16 protein-coding genes are annotated in these 16,399 nt (G+C 52.4%); 6 read left to right on the top strand and 10 right to left on the bottom strand.

Going from position 1 to position 16,399, the window contains the following annotated elements; genetic code table 11:
• Positions 1-26 precede the first annotated feature (26 nt).
• Genes J0M34_03770 through J0M34_03755 form a run of 4 tightly spaced genes read right to left on the bottom strand, consistent with a single transcriptional unit; the run spans position 27 to position 3,322 of the window.
• On the bottom strand, positions 27-956 hold the full coding sequence (locus J0M34_03770; protein MBN8543364.1) for a methionyl-tRNA formyltransferase: 930 nt from the start codon (positions 954-956) through the stop codon (positions 27-29).
• Complete coding sequence (locus tag J0M34_03765) at positions 956-1,351, bottom strand: hypothetical protein (protein MBN8543363.1); 396 nt, start codon at positions 1,349-1,351, stop codon at positions 956-958. The genes J0M34_03770 and J0M34_03765 overlap by 1 nt, the downstream gene beginning before the upstream one ends.
• Positions 1,352-1,387: 36 nt before the next feature.
• Positions 1,388-1,942 carry a peptide deformylase gene (locus J0M34_03760; GenBank protein MBN8543362.1) on the bottom strand — a complete coding sequence of 185 codons (555 nt, stop codon included), beginning with the start codon at positions 1,940-1,942 and terminating at the stop codon, positions 1,388-1,390.
• 36 nt (positions 1,943-1,978) lie between these two features.
• The gene (locus J0M34_03755; GenBank protein ID MBN8543361.1) at positions 1,979-3,322 is read right to left on the bottom strand and encodes a glutamate--tRNA ligase; all 1,344 of its coding nucleotides are present in this window, start codon (positions 3,320-3,322) and stop codon (positions 1,979-1,981) included.
• Between the two features lie 23 nt (positions 3,323-3,345).
• On the opposite strand from J0M34_03755, the gene J0M34_03750 reads away from it, so the two are divergent.
• Positions 3,346-5,349 (top strand): ComEC family competence protein, encoded by a 2,004-nt coding sequence (locus J0M34_03750; GenBank protein ID MBN8543360.1) that lies wholly within the window; start codon positions 3,346-3,348, stop codon positions 5,347-5,349.
• A gap of 4 nt (positions 5,350-5,353) precedes the next feature.
• Here J0M34_03750 and J0M34_03745 read toward each other — a convergent pair whose 3' ends face one another.
• From J0M34_03745 to J0M34_03720, 6 genes are read right to left on the bottom strand one after another with little or no spacing between them, the layout of a single operon-like run.
• Entirely contained in the window at positions 5,354-6,085 is a 732-nt protein-coding gene (locus J0M34_03745; protein MBN8543359.1) for a DUF599 domain-containing protein, read from the bottom strand.
• A complete protein-coding gene (gene trpC / locus J0M34_03740) occupies positions 6,086-6,874 on the bottom strand; it encodes an indole-3-glycerol phosphate synthase TrpC (protein ID MBN8543358.1) in 789 nt (262 codons plus the stop codon). It abuts the gene before it with no gap.
• Positions 6,867-7,814, bottom strand: coding sequence for an anthranilate phosphoribosyltransferase (gene trpD, locus J0M34_03735; GenBank protein MBN8543357.1), 948 nt, complete (start codon positions 7,812-7,814; stop codon positions 6,867-6,869). The genes trpC and trpD overlap by 8 nt, the downstream gene beginning before the upstream one ends.
• Positions 7,811-8,383: an aminodeoxychorismate/anthranilate synthase component II gene (locus J0M34_03730; protein MBN8543356.1), complete on the bottom strand. Its 573-nt coding sequence runs from the start codon at positions 8,381-8,383 to the stop codon at positions 7,811-7,813. The genes trpD and J0M34_03730 overlap by 4 nt, the downstream gene beginning before the upstream one ends.
• On the bottom strand, positions 8,380-9,873 hold the full coding sequence (trpE, locus tag J0M34_03725) for an anthranilate synthase component I (protein ID MBN8543355.1): 1,494 nt from the start codon (positions 9,871-9,873) through the stop codon (positions 8,380-8,382). Before trpE ends, J0M34_03730 begins: the two co-directional genes overlap by 4 nt.
• Positions 9,873-11,336 carry a SurA N-terminal domain-containing protein gene (locus tag J0M34_03720; protein MBN8543354.1) on the bottom strand — a complete coding sequence of 488 codons (1,464 nt, stop codon included), beginning with the start codon at positions 11,334-11,336 and terminating at the stop codon, positions 9,873-9,875. The genes trpE and J0M34_03720 overlap by 1 nt, the downstream gene beginning before the upstream one ends.
• A gap of 77 nt (positions 11,337-11,413) precedes the next feature.
• Between J0M34_03720 and J0M34_03715 the strand changes: the two genes are divergently transcribed.
• Genes J0M34_03715 through eno form a run of 5 tightly spaced genes read left to right on the top strand, consistent with a single transcriptional unit; the run spans position 11,414 to position 16,309 of the window.
• Complete coding sequence (locus J0M34_03715; GenBank protein MBN8543353.1) at positions 11,414-12,145, top strand: triose-phosphate isomerase; 732 nt, start codon at positions 11,414-11,416, stop codon at positions 12,143-12,145.
• Complete coding sequence (secG, locus tag J0M34_03710) at positions 12,146-12,535, top strand: preprotein translocase subunit SecG (GenBank protein MBN8543352.1); 390 nt, start codon at positions 12,146-12,148, stop codon at positions 12,533-12,535.
• Positions 12,535-14,214, top strand: a complete 1,680-nt coding sequence (locus J0M34_03705) for a CTP synthase (GenBank protein MBN8543351.1) — start codon at positions 12,535-12,537, stop codon at positions 14,212-14,214. Before secG ends, J0M34_03705 begins: the two co-directional genes overlap by 1 nt.
• Complete coding sequence (kdsA, locus tag J0M34_03700; GenBank protein ID MBN8543350.1) at positions 14,211-15,038, top strand: 3-deoxy-8-phosphooctulonate synthase; 828 nt, start codon at positions 14,211-14,213, stop codon at positions 15,036-15,038. The genes J0M34_03705 and kdsA overlap by 4 nt, the downstream gene beginning before the upstream one ends.
• A complete protein-coding gene (gene eno / locus J0M34_03695; GenBank protein ID MBN8543349.1) occupies positions 15,035-16,309 on the top strand; it encodes a phosphopyruvate hydratase in 1,275 nt (424 codons plus the stop codon). Before kdsA ends, eno begins: the two co-directional genes overlap by 4 nt.
• The last annotated feature ends 90 nt before the right edge of the window (positions 16,310-16,399 follow it).

Here is a 16,399-nt window from a genome sequence, read left to right as displayed (position 1 = left end):
GTGGATAGGGGGCTTCAGCAAGCAGGTTAACCTAACTGGTTATCTTTTTGAACTATAAAGGATTTTAAGACATCCGATGCCGCCATTCGTATCTTATTGGGGCGCTGTAACTCAAGGATTCTAAGGGCTGAGCCGCCCCCACATTGAACCAGTAAGGCATCATCGAGCACGATGCCCGTGGGTTTAGCTGAACCATTATATGGCTCAACCTTAGCGCTAAAAATTTTCACGACTTCACCATGGATGGTTGTCGTTGCCACAGGTGATGGATATAGCCCACGAATCTGGTTACGAATTTCCTGTGCAGGTTTTGACCAATCGATTTTCTGATCTTCTTTGGTAATTTTATGCGCGTATGTCACGCCATCGCCAGATTGTATGGTTGGCGTGAGCGATGAAAGCTTCGCCAACACATCGATAGTCATGCGTGCGCCCGTGCTTGCCATAGTGTCATGCAAATCACTTGCATTGAAATGATCGGGAATCGCAAATGCCTCGCGCGCGAGTACTGCGCCAGTATCCAGCCCTGCTTCCATCTGCATGATACAGCAGTCAGTGGTAGTATCGCCTGCCATGATGGTGCGCTGAATCGGCGCGGCGCCACGCCAACGTGGTAATGCTGAGGGGTGAATGTTGATGCAGCCATGCTTAGGCGCATCCAAAACCGCTTGCGGTAACAACAAACCATATGCGGCGACCACGGCAACATCCGCATGATGCGCGGCAAACGCTGATTGCTCTTCGGCTGACTTTAAGCTCGTAGGTGTAAAGACGGGTATAGCGTGCTGTTCTGCCAATTGCTGAATAGGTGACTTAGTCAGCTTCTGCCCACGACCAGCAGGGCGCGGCGGCTGCGAATAAACAGCAACTACCTGATGTTCAGACGCGATGAGCGACTGCAATGTCGGCACTGCAAACTGCGGTGTGCCCATAAAAACTACGCGACGTGCGGTCATTATTTTTGCTTCTGCGCCTGCGACTTCATCGCGCATTGTTGGCGGGCGCTGGTATAACGAATGTCTTTCTCAATCGCATTCTTCGCCGAAATTTCGAGGAATTCGCGATGCGTCATTGACTGCATGAGGTTGGTGATAACGCAACGGCATGGCGCGATAAGCTGGGTATTACCTTGCGTACATGAAATCAGGAATACGGGAACAGTGTTCGCAGGCCATGCGTCAGGCGCAGCGGGTTGGGCAGGTGACGCAGGTGCCGGTGGCGAATCCGGAACTTTTGGCGCACCAGGTTGCTGAACATTCGTAATGGCCTCTTTCGGAAAATTGGCAGCAGGGTCCGCCGTTTGTGCAACGGCAGAAGATGCAATCAGCAAGAGTGGTAAAATGAAGCGCATGACCAGACGTTAGCGCCGAGAAAAATAATTGTCACGCTATAAAGCAGCGTTATCCTCTTTCGGATGAGGCATATCGCTAATCATGCCAAGCTTCTTGAGCTTGGTGAGTTTCTTCACAATCATCTCGCGCTTTAGTTTCGACAGGTGATCGGTGAAAACAATGCCATTCGTGTGGTCGATCTCGTGCTGCAAGCAGGTGGCGAGTAACCCATCCGCATCGATTTCATGCTGTACGCCTTTCTCATCAAGGTAACGCACGCGCACTGTATCAGGCCGCTCCACTTCAGCGAACTGATCAGGGAACGACAAACAGCCTTCAAGAAATTTACGCGGCGTTTCATCCTTCGCCACAATCTCGGCATTGATGAACACGCGCGGGTCATTGCCACCTTCGCGCTGCGCCACATCAATCACGATAATTTTTTTATGCACGCCGACTTGCACCGCAGCCAAACCAAGCCCGTCATTTGCATACATGGTCTCGAACATGTCTTTGACAAATGCGCGCACGCCATCATCCACCGTTGGCACATTCACGGAAGGAATATGCAAGCGCGGGTCAGGCTCGATAACGAGTGGCATGATGGTCATGAGGGCTATGTATGCTCAAAATACAATAAATGCAAGCTACAGCGCCGCTTTCAGGCGTGTTAAGGCTTCGGTTTTACCTAAAATGGCAATCGCATCAGGGATATCGGGGCCGCTCATGGCTCCAACAATGGCAGCACGCATAGGCGGCATAACCTCGCCTAATTTCTTGCCATTTGCCTCAGCCACGGCGGTAATAGCAGCCTTGATAGCTGCGGCATTCCAGTCTCCCAGTGCTTCGAGCGCGCCAATCATCATGGGTAAGTTCGCTTTGCCTTTTTCAAGGGTTGCTTTTGCCTTATCGTCATAGCTCGTTGGGCGTTCGAGGTAGAATTTCATAGCATCATTGAGTTCAGTTAGCGTGCTGGCTTTGGATTTTACGCTGTCGAGTGCTGCTGCCCACTGCGCTTCCATGCCCACAAGCTGCGCTAATTCAGCGCCAGACTTCGCACGCATATAATGTGCATTCACATGGTTGAGTTTCGCAAAATCAAGGCGCGATGGCGACTGGCCAATGCCTTCAATATTGAACCATTCGATAGCTTGCGTGTCGGAAATGATTTCGTCGTCACCATGGCTCCAACCCAAGCGCAGCAGGTAATTGCGCATGGCCTCGGGCAAATACCCCATGCCCGCATAATCACCAATGGCTGTTGCGCCGTGACGTTTTGAAAGCTTCGCGCCGTCTGGCCCATGAATGAGTGGAATATGCGCCCATGCCGGAACGTCCCAACCCATGGCTTGATAAATCACCATCTGGCGGCCAGCGTTATTCAAATGGTCGTCACCACGTATAATGTGGGTGATGCCCATATCATGATCATCCACGACCACGGCGTGCATATAGGTGGGCGTGCCGTCGGAACGCAAAATCACAAAATCATCGAGCACATCGGCACCGAAGGTCACATCACCTTGCACTAAATCCTTCACAATTACTTCACCCGTCAGTGGTGCTTTAATACGAACGCTTGGCTTTACGCCTGCAACGCTGTCTGTGCGGTCTCTCCACTTGCGGTCATATTTGAAAATCTCGCCTTTGGCTTCGGCGGCGGCGCGTTGCTCTGCCAGTTCTTCAGGCGTGGTGTAGCAATAATAGGCCGCGCCATTTTTCACAAGTTCTTCGGCCACTTCGCGGTGACGCGCTGCGCGTGCAAGCTGATACACAATCTCACCGTCCCAACGCACGCCCATCCAGTCCAACCCTTCGATGAGTGCTTGTTTTGCCGCATCGGTCGAGCGTGCAACATCCGTATCCTCAATGCGCAGCTTGAACTGGCCGCCGTGGTGGCGGGCGAACAAGTAGTTGAATAACGCTGTCCGTGCACCGCCAATATGGAGGTAGCCAGTAGGCGAGGGGGCAAATCTGGTAATGACTGTCATGGCCGCGACTGGTAACAAAAGCTATGCTTACGCGCAAGGAGTTACTGGCCCAGATACTTATGGATTGGCGTGCCGATGAGGGGCGAGGGCTACTCACGCCTTTATGGTTCATCGCGGGGATAGCGCTCTATTTCGCGCTGCCCAGTGAGCCTGACTATGCGCCTTATTTCTTGTTAGTAGCAGCCATCGCTTGGTTTTTCACCAAGCGCCTGCGAAGCGCAAGCTATGCCTTTTTACTGCTGATGATCGGGTTGTCATGGGCGACATTTTATACAGCGCATATCGAACATCGCATGTTGGAGCGCGCGATTACGCCGCGCCCCGTAACAGGGGTGATTGATGAGATTGAGCCCACCGCTAAAGGCATACGGATCACTTTATCGCAGGTCACGATTGCAGGATTTAATCCCGAACAAACCCCGCGCCGTATTCGTGTTGCGATGCGTGGTGAGTTGCCTGAACTCATGATAGGTGACGGTGTGAAACTGAATGCAGGCATGTTGCCACCCATGGGCCCCGCTATGCCGCACAGCTTCGACTTTGCCCGCTATTTCTTTTTCCGCGACATTGGTGCAGTGGGCTACGGGCTGAACCCGATCACCGTTACCAAGCATGCGACTGACGGTGAGGGGTGGAGTGCCATGTGGGCGCGCTGGCGCCATGCGCTGACGCAAAATATCATGCACACCTTACCATCACCGCATAATGGTATTGCGGCAGGGTTGATTACAGGTGAGGATGCGGCGATTCCACCAGAAGTGCACGACCAGCTATGGGCCGCAAACCTCTTGCACGTGATTGCCATTTCAGGCGCGCATATGGTGGTGATTTCAGGGATTGCATTTATTGGCCTTCGGTTGCTGTTTCTAGCAATCCCAACATTCGGTCAACGCCCGATTGCCAAACAAATCGCAGCAGCCTTCACGTTGATTGCACTTACTGCGTACCTACTGATTACGGGTATGATGCTCTCTGCCACGCGTGCTTATATCATGATGGCGTTCGTGCTAGGCGCTGTCATGCTAGCTCGCAACGTGCAGCCCATGCGTTCGTTGATTCTGGCGGCCGTACTCATGCTGATAATCGACCCGTCCGATTTGTTGGAGCCTGGCTTCCAACTCAGCTTCGCCGCAACGATGGCGATTATCGCCTTTGTCTTTTCACGCGACCTTGCGGAGCAAACTACGTGGCGCACACCGCTTAAATATCTTGGTTGGCTGCTGATGGTAAGTGTCGTGGCTGAAGCATCGACTGCGCCATTGGTGATTCACCAATTCAATACTCTCTCGCCGTATGGTGTACTGGCGAATACTATATTAAGCCCAGTAGTCGCTATCATCATCATGCCAATGGTGGCGCTTTATTTCTTGCTACTACCTATCGGGCTTGAATCCATCGCCCTGCATGTCATGTGGGTGGGAATCGAAGCGATGCTACGCGTCGCTGCAAATGTATCTGAGCTGCCGCATGCACTAATATTCATTAAGGCGATTCCCAATTGGGGTGCAGCACTTTTTGCATTCGGCTTAGCGTGGCTTTGCATACTCTCCACGCGCATGCGCTATACGGGCATCATCGTTATGGTGCTTGGCATTGCCAGTATTAGTACCGTGCGTTTGCCTGATATGCTGATTGCAAGCGGCCTTAACCAGATCGCGCTACGAAGCGAGGGCGCTTATCACCTTGTGCGTGGGCGCGCAGAATCACTCGTGCCAGAATTATGGGCGAATGGAACAGCTACTGGCCAAACACTGCCCTATACGCCGAAATTAGCACCTGATTGGCGTTGCGACAAACTTGGCTGCGTAGCGTTCGAGCGTATTGCGCTGCCTTATAGCGATTTAGCGCTGCTCAACGATTGTAACGCGTCGGACGTCATTTTTATGAAGTACGGTGCCAAGTGCCTGAATGACACGCGCATTATCGAAACCTATAAAATGAATGGCACAATCGGTATTTGGCTAGGCGATGAATTGCGCATCGAAACCAGCCGCGACTGGCAGGGCAATCGCCCATGGAGTGACTAGCGGGTTAAATGCCCTCAACCCCGTCAAGGGTTGCCACCGCGTGCGAGCGAAACTCGCGACGAAATAGCTCGTAAACCACCAACGTTGTCATCACGATGAAGAATGCACCATTAATGAACCACGCAACGGTTGCTACGCCAAAATAATAGGCGCGCAGCCCCATGTTGAAATGGCGGCCCGCATTGGCAATCAAATCACCCACGCGCAGTGCATATTCCTTATGCTCATTACGAATATGATTTGGGTGCGGTGTCGCGCCTACCAGAATACAGGTATAGTTATATTGGCGCAGCGACCATGTGAGTTTGAAAAACGCATATACGAAAATAATGCCAAGCAAGAGAAGCTTTGCCTCCCACATGAAGGCTGTAGAGCCCACGGTAAAAGGAATCGCTCGAATCAGTTGCAGACCTTCTTCATTATGTGTGCCAAGCACGGTAATAATACCCACCAGAATCAGAATGGTGGTCGATGCAAAGAATGCAATCGAGCGCAATAGATTGCCTATCAGCGTTGCATCCATCACGCGGTTTTCACGCAGCAGCATTTCCTGCATCCACTTTTTACGCATATCGTCCATAGTGCGCATGAGGTTGGTGCGTCTGTGATATTGCCTGTCTGCGTAATCGGAATATCCGAACCACGCACAGAAAAAGAATAGGGCTGCGGCAATATCCAGCCATAAGATTGGCTGGCCATTGATCACCGTGTGATATTCAGCGAGTTGGCCTAGCATCTATCCCTCCAATAAGTGGTGTGTGGCAGCCAATACATCAGCTTGTCGCATCAGCGATTCGCCAATCAGGAAGCAATGAATGTCCGCCGCGCGCATCTTGGCAATATCGTCGCGTGTGAAAATGCCGCTTTCGCATACGGGCGTATAACCCTCAGGAATCAACGGGCGCAACGTGAGTGATGTCGCAATATCAACCTGCAATGTCTTGAGTGAGCGGTTATTGACCCCCAGCAGCTTCGACTTTAGCTTTAGCGCGCGGTGCAGCTCTTCCTCGTCATGTACTTCGACCAGCACGTCCATTTTCAGCTTTATCGCCGCGTCTTCCAATTCTTGCGCCTGCGCGTCCGAAAGGGCGGCCATAATCAGCAAAATGCAATCCGCACCTAGAGCGCGTGATTCGGTGATTTGGTACGGGTCGATCATGAAATCTTTGCGCAATACAGGAAGATTCACCACTTCACGCGCTTCTTTGAGGTACTCGTCACGCCCTTGAAAATACGGCTCATCCGTAAGTACGGAAAGGCAGGTCGCGCCACCAAGTTCATAGAAATTCGCCAGCTCAGGTGGGTTGAAATCTTCACGAATCACCCCTTTGCTGGGCGACGCTTTTTTGATTTCCGCAATCAGGGCGACGCTGCCATTAGCAATTTTCTTTTGAATCGCCGCATGAAACCCGCGCGTAGCCGATTGCTGTTTGGCCAAATCTTCTAAAACGCTTAGCGGCGTAATGGCCTTATGCTTGGCAACATGCTCGCGCTTTACATCGCAAATTTCTTGCAGCTTACTCATGGCTTACCTTCTTCAGTCGCTCCAGTATCGCCATTGCGCGGCCAGAATCAATGGCTTCCGCAGCAAGGCTGGCGGCGCTTCTCAAATCATCCGCAATATCTGCTACCATCAACAGCGCCGCGCTATTGAGCAATACCGCGTCTCTATAAGCTCCCGCAGCACCTTCGAGAAGCGCAGTGAATGCAGAGGCGTTATGCACTGCGTCGCCACCCGTCAATGCATCGGGCGCGTGGTACTGCAAACCTGCATCGAGCGGGGTGATGGTGTGAGTATTGGTAAGTGTCGGTGCGCTGATGGAGCATTCATCCACCCCGTCTTCACCATGAACAATGGTAACATTCTCGCGGCCAAGTAACTGGCACGCTGCCGCAAAGGTAGGAATCAACGCCTTATCAAACACGCCAATAAGCTGGCGATTCACATGCGCAGGGTTACATAGTGGCCCCAGTAAATTGAAAATCGTGCGTGTGCCAATGGCCTTGCGCAACGGTGCCACGCGCGCAAATCCCGGGTGAAAATTCGGTGCGAACAAAAACGCAATGCCAACATCATTCAAGCAACGCACAAGCGTTTTGGTGGAAGCCTCGATATTCACGCCAAGCGCCGCCAACACATCCGCCGACCCACTGCTGGACGAAATAGCACGGTTACCATGCTTTGCCACTTTCACGCCACATGCCGCAACGACCAGTGCAGTCGCTGTTGAAACATTCAGCGTATGTTTGCCGTCGCCACCCGTGCCACAACAATCGACTGCACCTGCAAAAGCGGGGAAGGGGTTGGCGCGTTCCATCACTGCATCCACTGCACCAGCCAATTGCTCAGGCATGATGCGCGATAATTCAAGCGAAGTCAGAAACTCAGTCGCTTCGGCGGCGTCTATCGTGCCGTCGAGCATCGCGCCGATGGTAGTTTTCATCGACTGGCGCGCGTCAATCATAGCGTGTCGAGGAAGTTCTTGAGCAGTTTATGCCCATGCTCGGAAGCTATGGATTCAGGGTGGAATTGCACGCCATGAATCGGCAATGTCTTGTGCTGTAAGCCCATAATCAGCTTATCTTCCGTCTCGGCCGTTATTTCCAAGTCAGCGGGCAGTGAATCACGCTCCACAATCAAGGAATGATAGCGCGTGGCGATGAATGGATTGGGGATGTCTTTGAACACGCCTTTGTTGGTGTGCAGCATCTTGCTGGTTTTGCCGTGCATCACATACGGTGCGCGAATCACCTTGCCGCCGAATACTTGCCCAATCGCTTGGTGGCCAAGGCACACGCCGAATAGCGGAATCTTACCCGCCGCTTGTTTGATGAGGTCTAAGCACACGCCCGCTTCATTCGGCGTGCATGGGCCTGGCGAAAGCACGATACCGTGAGGCTTTTTGCCAATGATGTCGGTCACGCTCATCGCGTCGTTGCGCACCACTTCGACATTCGCGCCCAGCTCACTCAAATAATGCACGAGATTATAGGTAAAGCTGTCATAGTTATCGATGAGGAGAATATTTTTCATGCGAATTTCCTCGCCAGTTCCGCAGCGCGCATCACGGCTTTGGCCTTGTTCATCGACTCTTCATATTCGGCTTTCGGGTCAGAATCGGCAACAATGCCGCCACCTGCTTGCGCATAGACTTTACCGTCTTTTACCAGCGCTGTGCGCAGTGTGATGCACGTATCCATCGATCCATTCGCCGAGAAATACCCCACGCAACCTGCATAGAAACTGCGGCGCTCGGGCTCCAATTCATCGATCACTTCCATCGCGCGGATTTTGGGTGCGCCCGAAACCGTACCTGCAGGGAAACCTGCGGCGAGAGCATTCAGCGCATCCAACCCGTCGGCCAATTCGCCTTCGACATTGCTCACGATATGCATGACATGCGAATAGTGCTCGATGATCATTTGCTCGGTCACGCGCACATCACCGCGCTTTGCCACGCGGCCTACGTCGTTACGACCAAGGTCGAGCAGCATGAGATGCTCGGCGAGTTCTTTTGGATCAGCCAATAATTCCTCAGCGAGCGCTTTGTCTTGCGCATTGTCTTTGCCGCGTGGGCGCGTGCCTGCAATGGGGCGAATGGTCACGATATTATCGCGTAGGCGCACGAGAATTTCAGGCGAAGAGCCCACTAATGCATAGCCGCCGAAATTCAAATAGAACAGGAATGGCGAAGGGTTGAGGTGGCGCAGGGCGCGATAGAGAGCAATCGGCGGCAAATCAAAATCCGCCGTGAAACGTTGCGACAGCACGACTTGGAAAATATCACCCGCTTTAATGTATTCCTGCGCCTTGGTGACAAGGCCTTTATACTCATCTAGCGTCAGATTACTTTTGAAGTTTGGCTGGGTATCGGGCACGTCTTTATAGTAATTGCGCTGGTCGATAGGCCCTTGCAATAAACGCACAACGGTTTCGATGCGTTTTTTTGCGCCTTCATAGTGAGCGCTGCCATCGCCATCGGTTTCCCAAATCGGCGCGACGATAAATACCACGCCGTGCACGCTGTCAAAAATCAGCATCGTGCGCGGGCGAATAAAGCATGCGTCCGGAATATTGATATTGTCGGGCTTGGAGTCGGGCAGGCGCTCCATCAACTTCACCATGTCATAGCCCATATAGCCAATCACGCCTGCAGCCATGGGCGGCAGGAACTCTGGCAGCTCCATACGGTGCGACTGGATGAGCTGGCGCAGCGAGCTTAAGCTGTCGTCCCACGCAGGTTCGAAGCTATCATCATTAAATGGTGGTGTGCGCGACACTTCGGGCTTGTTGCCCATGCAGCGCCACATCAAATCAGGGTCGATACCGACGATAGAATAACGCCCACGTGTTTCACCACCTTCAACGGATTCGAGCAAGAATGCCTGTGTGCTCTCGTGCTGTAATTTCAGCATGGCGGAAACGGGGGTCTCCAAATCGCTGACGAGTTTCGTCCAGACGACTTGGCGCTTGCCCGCCTTATGCGTTGCTACAAACTCATCACGTGTTGGGTGAATCGCCATTATTGCTGTTGCTCGGGCATTGCGCCGACTTGGCTAACAGGGTAGCGTTGCATGACATCGCGCATCCAATACTGGTAGAGTTGGCTATTGAGTTGCGCGCGCATCGTGCCGATGGCTTTATCATCCGCTTTTGCATCGCTAGGGATGTTGATGTCCGACACAATGGCCAGCGCGTAGCCACCTTTATCGAGGGCGACTGGTCCGATTACATCACCTTTATCTGCATCGAACATGCCATGATGCAGTGCTTCGGGAATATCCTTGCTGGCTGAAACATCTGGGCGTGCGAGCAGCCCCGTATCACGCACGCTTGCGCCTGCCGCTTGCGCAGCAGCGATTTGCGCATCGAGTGACGCTTCGCCATTCAGTTTCTTTTTAAGCGCCAAGGCGTTTTCTTTGGCGAGTTCTGCACCCTTATCTTCACGGCAATGGGTGATAACGTCCTGCTTAACGGCTTCGAATGCTTTAGGCGTAGCGGGAGTAATGTTATTCACGCCCACCATGAAATATTCACCTTCTTTGCTGCTCAACAGGCTCGAAGCTTCACCGTCATTCAGTGTAAATGCTTGAGCGACTACTTCACGCTCCAACTCAGAGTTGCCTGCATCTGCACTCACGTTGAGTGTCTTGATGGTGGCTGTGAGTTTTGCTGAATCGAGTGCTTCTTTGAGTGATGAACCCGCAGCAACGGCATCATCCACCGTATAGCTGAGTTCTTCAAAGGCATTGCCATCGCCTTTAGTAAGTTTGGTAATGGTGGCCTTATCAATGATCGCCAGTTGAATGCTGCGTGTTTCGGGCTGCATGTAAAGCGAGTCTTTTTGTGTTTCGTAATACGCTTTGAGTTCTGCATCATCCAGCGCGATGGTATCATTTGCAGCGATGGTAATCAGCTTGGCGCTACGGCGCTGCATGCGGTTAAGTGTCAGAAGATTCGCGTAAGCTTCAGGCATGCGAAGCTGGTCCAACTCGGCGCTGCGAGTATAAAGCCCTTCACTCAGTTCTTGAGTTGATTGCTTACGATACATTGCCTCGTTCTGTTGGCTTTGCTTGAGGTACATCATGAACGCTTCGGCATTGAATGTGCCATCTACGTTCTGGAATAGTGGGTTTTCTTTCGTGTGCTTGGCAAGCAATGCATCGCCGATTGCTAAGCCCATCTCGCTGCTCGCTGTGCGCATTAAGCGCGTTTGTACCATGCGCTCAAGCACTTGCTGGCGCAACATAGGTGAATTGAGCACTTCGGGAGGGATCGAGCCCTCTGCATTGCGTTGAACCATTTGCAACTCGCGGCCAAATTCCTGTGCCGTGATATCGCTTTCACCAACGCGTACCAATGTGCCGTCGGTAGGGCCACCGCGTACGATATCGCCAATCCCCCATACAGCAAAGGTAACGACTAGAAAGAACAGAAGGGTCTTGGCAAAAATACCACTGACCGTGTTGCGCATGGCGGCGAGCATAATAAAAGCCTCTATTGGTTAGCAGTGTGTGGTGTAAGGCTGTTGAAATTAAATGTAAAGTGCGGCATAGGTTTTCCATGACGAAAACACCACTCCTCGTAGCTAACTGGAAAATGCACGGCAATAAGCTGCGTGTTGCGCAGTTTGCGCAGCAGGTTAGCCCACACATCCCCAGCCAGATCGAGGCGGTTTTCTGCCCACCTTACCCGTATTTGCACATTCCGCCCAAAGGCCCACTGAAGCTTGGTGCACAGGATTGCGCCACCACCCAGGAGGGGGCTTATACAGGCGAAGTCAGTGCTAGCATGCTGCGTGATATCGGCTGTGAATACGTAATTCTGGGGCACTCCGAGCGCCGCCAGCATTTTGAGGAGCATGAATCCATGATTGCCACCAAGGCGGTGGCAGCACTGCAGGTTGGCTTAGTGCCTATTATCTGTATTGGCGAAAGCGAGCGTGAGCGCGAGGAAGGCCTGACTGTGAAGGTTCTGGAACGCCAACTTTCGACACTTCTGCCATTGGCCGATGGGTTAGTCATTGCTTATGAGCCTATTTGGGCGATTGGAACGGGTAAAACTCCAACGCTAAATCAGATTGAAGAAGCCCACGGCTTCATTCATGCACAGCTTGCTAAAACAGCGCGTGACAGCGCCCCGCACGTCTTGTATGGAGGCTCGGTAAAACCAACCAATATCCGCGAAATTCTCGCGCTCAAGGCAGTCGATGGGGCATTAATCGGTGGTGCCAGCCTTGAGGCGGACGCGTTTGTGACTATGTTGCGGGCGACGGCGGAAGCGAAAGGATTATAGATGGAAACAGTTTTGTTAGTGGTTCAGGTATTAGTGTGTGCGGCACTGATTGTGGTGATTCTCATCCAGCGTAGCGATACGGACGGGTTCGGTCTCGGCTCAGGCTCTGGCGCGAACGTGTTTTCAGGTCGCGGCAAAGCCAACTTCATGACGCGCTTAACCTCCATCCTCGCGGCGATTTTTATCATCAATAGCTTGGTGTTGGGAATTCTTGCAGCACGCAGTGGCCCCGAGTCACTGGTCGACACGATTAAAGAGCAAGAGTCGGGTGAACCATCCGTACCGCTCGCGATTGACGAGGTGAAGAAAGAGACCAAAAAGTCAGCACCGAAAGCGGCTGATGACGTGAAAAAAGAAGAGAAAACACCAGAAGTGCCGAAAGCAGAATAATGCCTACGAAGTACATATTTATTACAGGCGGTGTAGTTTCTTCCTTAGGGAAGGGGCTTTCAGCCGCGTCGCTCGCAGCGCTCTTACAAGGTCGTGGCTTTAAGGTGCGCCTGCGCAAGCTTGACCCGTATCTGAACGTTGACCCAGGCACGATGAACCCAACCCAGCACGGGGAAGTCTTCGTAACCGAAGACGGTGCGGAAACCGACTTGGACTTAGGGCACTATGAGCGCTTCACTAATGTGAACGCCAAGAAGTCTGACAATATCACCACCGGCCAGATTTATTCGAAGCTGCTCGCCAAAGAGCGCAAAGGTGAGTATCTCGGCGGAACCGTGCAGGTTATTCCGCACGTTACCGACCTCATCAAAGACTTCGTCAAAGGCAATACGGATGGTGAAGATTTCATCCTTTGCGAAATTGGCGGCACCGTAGGTGACATTGAGGGGCTTCCATTCTTCGAGGCGATTCGCCAATTAGGCTACGAGCTTGGCCGCAACCGCGTATTGTTTATGCACGTGACGTTAGTGCCATACATCGCTGCTGCTAAAGAATTAAAAACCAAGCCAACGCAGCACTCCGTGAAGGAGTTGCGCTCGATTGGTATTCAGCCTGACATTCTCCTCTGCCGTGCGGATCGTGAAATTCCGCTCAGCGAGAAGCGCAAACTGGCGCTGTTTTGTAATGTGAAAGTCGAGAACGTTATCAGCGCGCTCGATGCGGAAACGATTTATCAAGTGCCGCATAACTTGCATTGTGAAGGTCTCGACAGACAGGTGATGAGCCATTTCGGTGTGAAGCCGAAGAAAGAACTTTCACTTGCGGCGTGGGATAAGATCGTCAAGCGCTACAAGCAGCCTGCGGGCGAAGTGAATGTAGCGCTCGTTGGTAAATACACCTCGATTGGCGATACCTACAAATCGCTGACAGAAGCACTGGATCACGCAGGTATAGAGCATAATGTGCGCGTTAATGTGCAGTGGATTAATTCGCGCGTATTCGAATCTGCGGATGCAGATAAGAAACTCAAAGACGTTGACGCTATCTTAGTCCCAGGTGGCTTTGGCGAAGACGGCGTGAAAGGCAAAATCGCTGCGGTGAAATATGCGCGTGAACGCAAGATTCCCTATTTTGGTATTTGCTACGGTATGCAAATCGCCACCATCGAGATTGCGCGCAACCTCCTTGGCATCAAAGACGCAACTTCCAGCGAATTTAATTCGCCCGCCAGCAAAGACAAGCGCGGCCCGCTTGTTGGCCTCATGAAAGAGTGGAAGCACGCAGGCAAAACCGAGAAGCGTAGCAAAGATTCCGACCTTGGCGGTACGATGCGTCTGGGTTCTTACCCATGCGTGATTCAAGCGAAGTCACTCGCGGCGAAGGTATATGGAACGACCAAAATTACTGAACGTCATCGTCATCGCTATGAAGTGAACATGCATTATGCTGCCGATTTAGCAAAGCATGGCGCGGTGTTTAGCGGCCTTTCGCCAGATGGTAAATTGCCAGAAATTCTGGAACTCAAAAATCATCCATTCTTTATCGCGGTGCAATTCCACCCCGAATTCAAATCGCGCCCATTCGATGCTCACCCTATCTTTGCAGCGTTCGTAAAAGCGGCAAAAGAGAATAAAGGCAAAGTGGGCAAACCCAAACTTGTGAAAAAGAAGGCAGCATGACGCACCACGTCAAAGCAGGCAACGTCACCTTCGGTAACGACTTGCCGTTCGTGCTGATTGCTGGCCCCTGCCAAATGGAATCACGCGACCACGCGCTCGATATGTCGGGTAAACTGGTGGAGCTCACCAAAAAGCTTGGCATTCCATTCGTCTATAAAACTAGCTACGACAAAGCGAATCGCACCAGCTTGAAAGGCGTGCGCGGCATGGGGTTGGATAAATCGCTGGCCGTATTTGAAGAAATCAAAAAGACGTTTGGCATTCCTGTTCTAACCGACGTGCACGAGATCGCGCATTGCGAGGCTGTCGCTCCCGTGGTGGATATTTTGCAAATCCCTGCATTTCTCTGTCGCCAGACGGACTTGCTGATTGCTGCCGCAAATACTGGTCGCGTGGTGAATGTGAAAAAAGGACAATTCCTCGCGCCGTGGGACATGAAGAATGTCGCGGCGAAAGTGGCGGACTCTGGCAATAAGAATATCTTGCTCACCGAGCGTGGTGTGTCGTTTGGTTACAATACGCTGGTGAATGACATGCGTGCGCTGCCCATCATGGCGCAGACGGGTTATCCCGTGATTATCGACGCGACTCATAGTGTGCAGCAACCAGGCGGGCAGGGTACTGCAAGCGGTGGTGACCGTACGATGGTTCCCACCATCGCACGTGCCTCGGTGGCGGTGGGCGTTGCGGGTGTGTTCATGGAAACGCACCAAGACCCCGACAACGCACCAAGCGATGGTCCGAACATGGTGAAGCTCGCAGACATGCCAACGCTTCTCGAACAACTGAAAGCCTATGATTCACTTACCAAGAGCTACCTATGACCGCTATTCAATCCATTCGTGCACGCGAAATTATCGACAGCCGTGGCAACCCAACCGTAGAGGTGGATGTGTTGCTTGAGTGCGGTGCATTTGGCCGCGCGGCGGTACCATCGGGCGCATCAACAGGCGAGCATGAAGCGATTGAACTGCGCGATGGTAACAAGAAGCGCTATTTGGGCAAAGGCGTACAAAAAGCCGTTGATAACGTGAATGGCGAGATTGCAGACGCGCTCATGGGCTTTGATGCCACCGAGCAAGTACATATAGACGAAACCTTGGTAACGCTTGATGGTTCAGGCAATAAAGGCCGCCTTGGTGCGAATGCAACGTTGGGCGTGTCACTGGCGGTTGCCAAAGCGGCTGCACAATCTTCGGGTCTTTCGCTTTATCGTTATGTGGGCGGCGCGCAGGCGACGATTCTGCCCGTGCCGATGATGAACATCATCAATGGTGGCGCGCACGCGGACAACCCGATCGATATCCAAGAATTCATGATTATGCCCGTTGGCGCAAAGTCGATGGCGGACGCGATTCGTTGGGGCGCGGAGATTTTTCATGCACTGAAAAAACAACTCAAAGACGCAGGCCATAATACAGGGGTAGGTGATGAAGGCGGCTTTGCCCCCAACCTCAAATCCGCCGAAGACGCGTTGAGTTTTATTTGTAAGGCGATTGAGTCAGCAGGCTACAAGCCAGGTGACGATATCGTGCTATCGCTTGATGCGGCGGCGTCTGAATTCCACAAAAAAGATAAGTATGAGTTGGTGGGCGAAGGCAAATCGCTCGATGCGGCGGGCATGGTAAAATACTATGAAAACCTCGTTAGCAAATTCCCAATCGTCTCCATTGAAGACGCGATGGGTGAGCATGATAAAGCAGGCTGGAAACTCGCTACCGAGTCACTCGCAAAGAAGATTCAATTAGTGGGTGACGATTTGTTCGTTACCAACCCAACCATTCTCGCCAAAGGTATTGAAGATGGTTTGGCGAATGCGCTGTTGGTAAAAGTAAACCAAATCGGCACGTTGACGGAAACGCTACGCGCCGTCGAGCTAGCACATCGCGCGGGGTATAAATCCATTATGTCGCACCGCTCTGGCGAAACGGAGGACGCAACCATTGCGCACCTCGCTGTTGCAACCAATTGCGGCCAGATCAAAACGGGCGCGCCATGCCGCTCTGACCGTACTGCGAAATATAATGAGCTGCTGCGTATCGCTGAAGAACTCAGCGCCACAGGCCGCTATGCAGGTAAAGCCGCTTTAGCCTGACACGATGCGTCAACCCCCCGCAGGGGTTAAACTAACCACTCCGTATCACTACCGAACGCAGATTAACTGCGTCGTCACGTATGGAGAAAC

The sequence above is a fragment of the Alphaproteobacteria bacterium genome (genome assembly GCA_017302575.1).
In the GTDB taxonomy this organism is placed as follows: domain Bacteria; phylum Pseudomonadota; class Alphaproteobacteria; order Rickettsiales; family UBA3002; genus JAFLDD01.
This window is presented reverse-complemented; position numbering and strand designations above follow the sequence as displayed.

Excerpts from the sequence above, each read along its gene's own strand:
- J0M34_03755 (MBN8543361.1), bottom strand. The coding sequence starts at position 3,322 with ATGACAGTCATTACCAGATTTGCCCCCTCGCCTACTGGCTACCTCCAT.
- J0M34_03770 (MBN8543364.1), bottom strand. The coding sequence starts at position 956 with ATGACCGCACGTCGCGTAGTTTTTATGGGCACACCGCAGTTTGCAGTG.
- kdsA (MBN8543350.1), top strand. The coding sequence starts at position 14,211 with ATGACGCACCACGTCAAAGCAGGCAACGTCACCTTCGGTAACGACTTG.
- J0M34_03750 (MBN8543360.1), top strand. The coding sequence starts at position 3,346 with ATGCTTACGCGCAAGGAGTTACTGGCCCAGATACTTATGGATTGGCGT.
- J0M34_03715 (MBN8543353.1), top strand. The coding sequence starts at position 11,414 with ATGACGAAAACACCACTCCTCGTAGCTAACTGGAAAATGCACGGCAAT.
- J0M34_03705 (MBN8543351.1), top strand. The coding sequence starts at position 12,535 with ATGCCTACGAAGTACATATTTATTACAGGCGGTGTAGTTTCTTCCTTA.
- eno (MBN8543349.1), top strand. The coding sequence starts at position 15,035 with ATGACCGCTATTCAATCCATTCGTGCACGCGAAATTATCGACAGCCGT.
- secG (MBN8543352.1), top strand. The coding sequence starts at position 12,146 with ATGGAAACAGTTTTGTTAGTGGTTCAGGTATTAGTGTGTGCGGCACTG.
- J0M34_03745 (MBN8543359.1), bottom strand. The coding sequence starts at position 6,085 with ATGCTAGGCCAACTCGCTGAATATCACACGGTGATCAATGGCCAGCCA.
- J0M34_03730 (MBN8543356.1), bottom strand. The coding sequence starts at position 8,383 with ATGAAAAATATTCTCCTCATCGATAACTATGACAGCTTTACCTATAAT.
- J0M34_03760 (MBN8543362.1), bottom strand. The coding sequence starts at position 1,942 with ATGACCATCATGCCACTCGTTATCGAGCCTGACCCGCGCTTGCATATT.
- J0M34_03765 (MBN8543363.1), bottom strand. The coding sequence starts at position 1,351 with ATGCGCTTCATTTTACCACTCTTGCTGATTGCATCTTCTGCCGTTGCA.
- J0M34_03720 (MBN8543354.1), bottom strand. The coding sequence starts at position 11,336 with ATGCTCGCCGCCATGCGCAACACGGTCAGTGGTATTTTTGCCAAGACC.
- trpD (MBN8543357.1), bottom strand. The coding sequence starts at position 7,814 with ATGATTGACGCGCGCCAGTCGATGAAAACTACCATCGGCGCGATGCTC.
- trpE (MBN8543355.1), bottom strand. The coding sequence starts at position 9,873 with ATGGCGATTCACCCAACACGTGATGAGTTTGTAGCAACGCATAAGGCG.
- trpC (MBN8543358.1), bottom strand. The coding sequence starts at position 6,874 with ATGAGTAAGCTGCAAGAAATTTGCGATGTAAAGCGCGAGCATGTTGCC.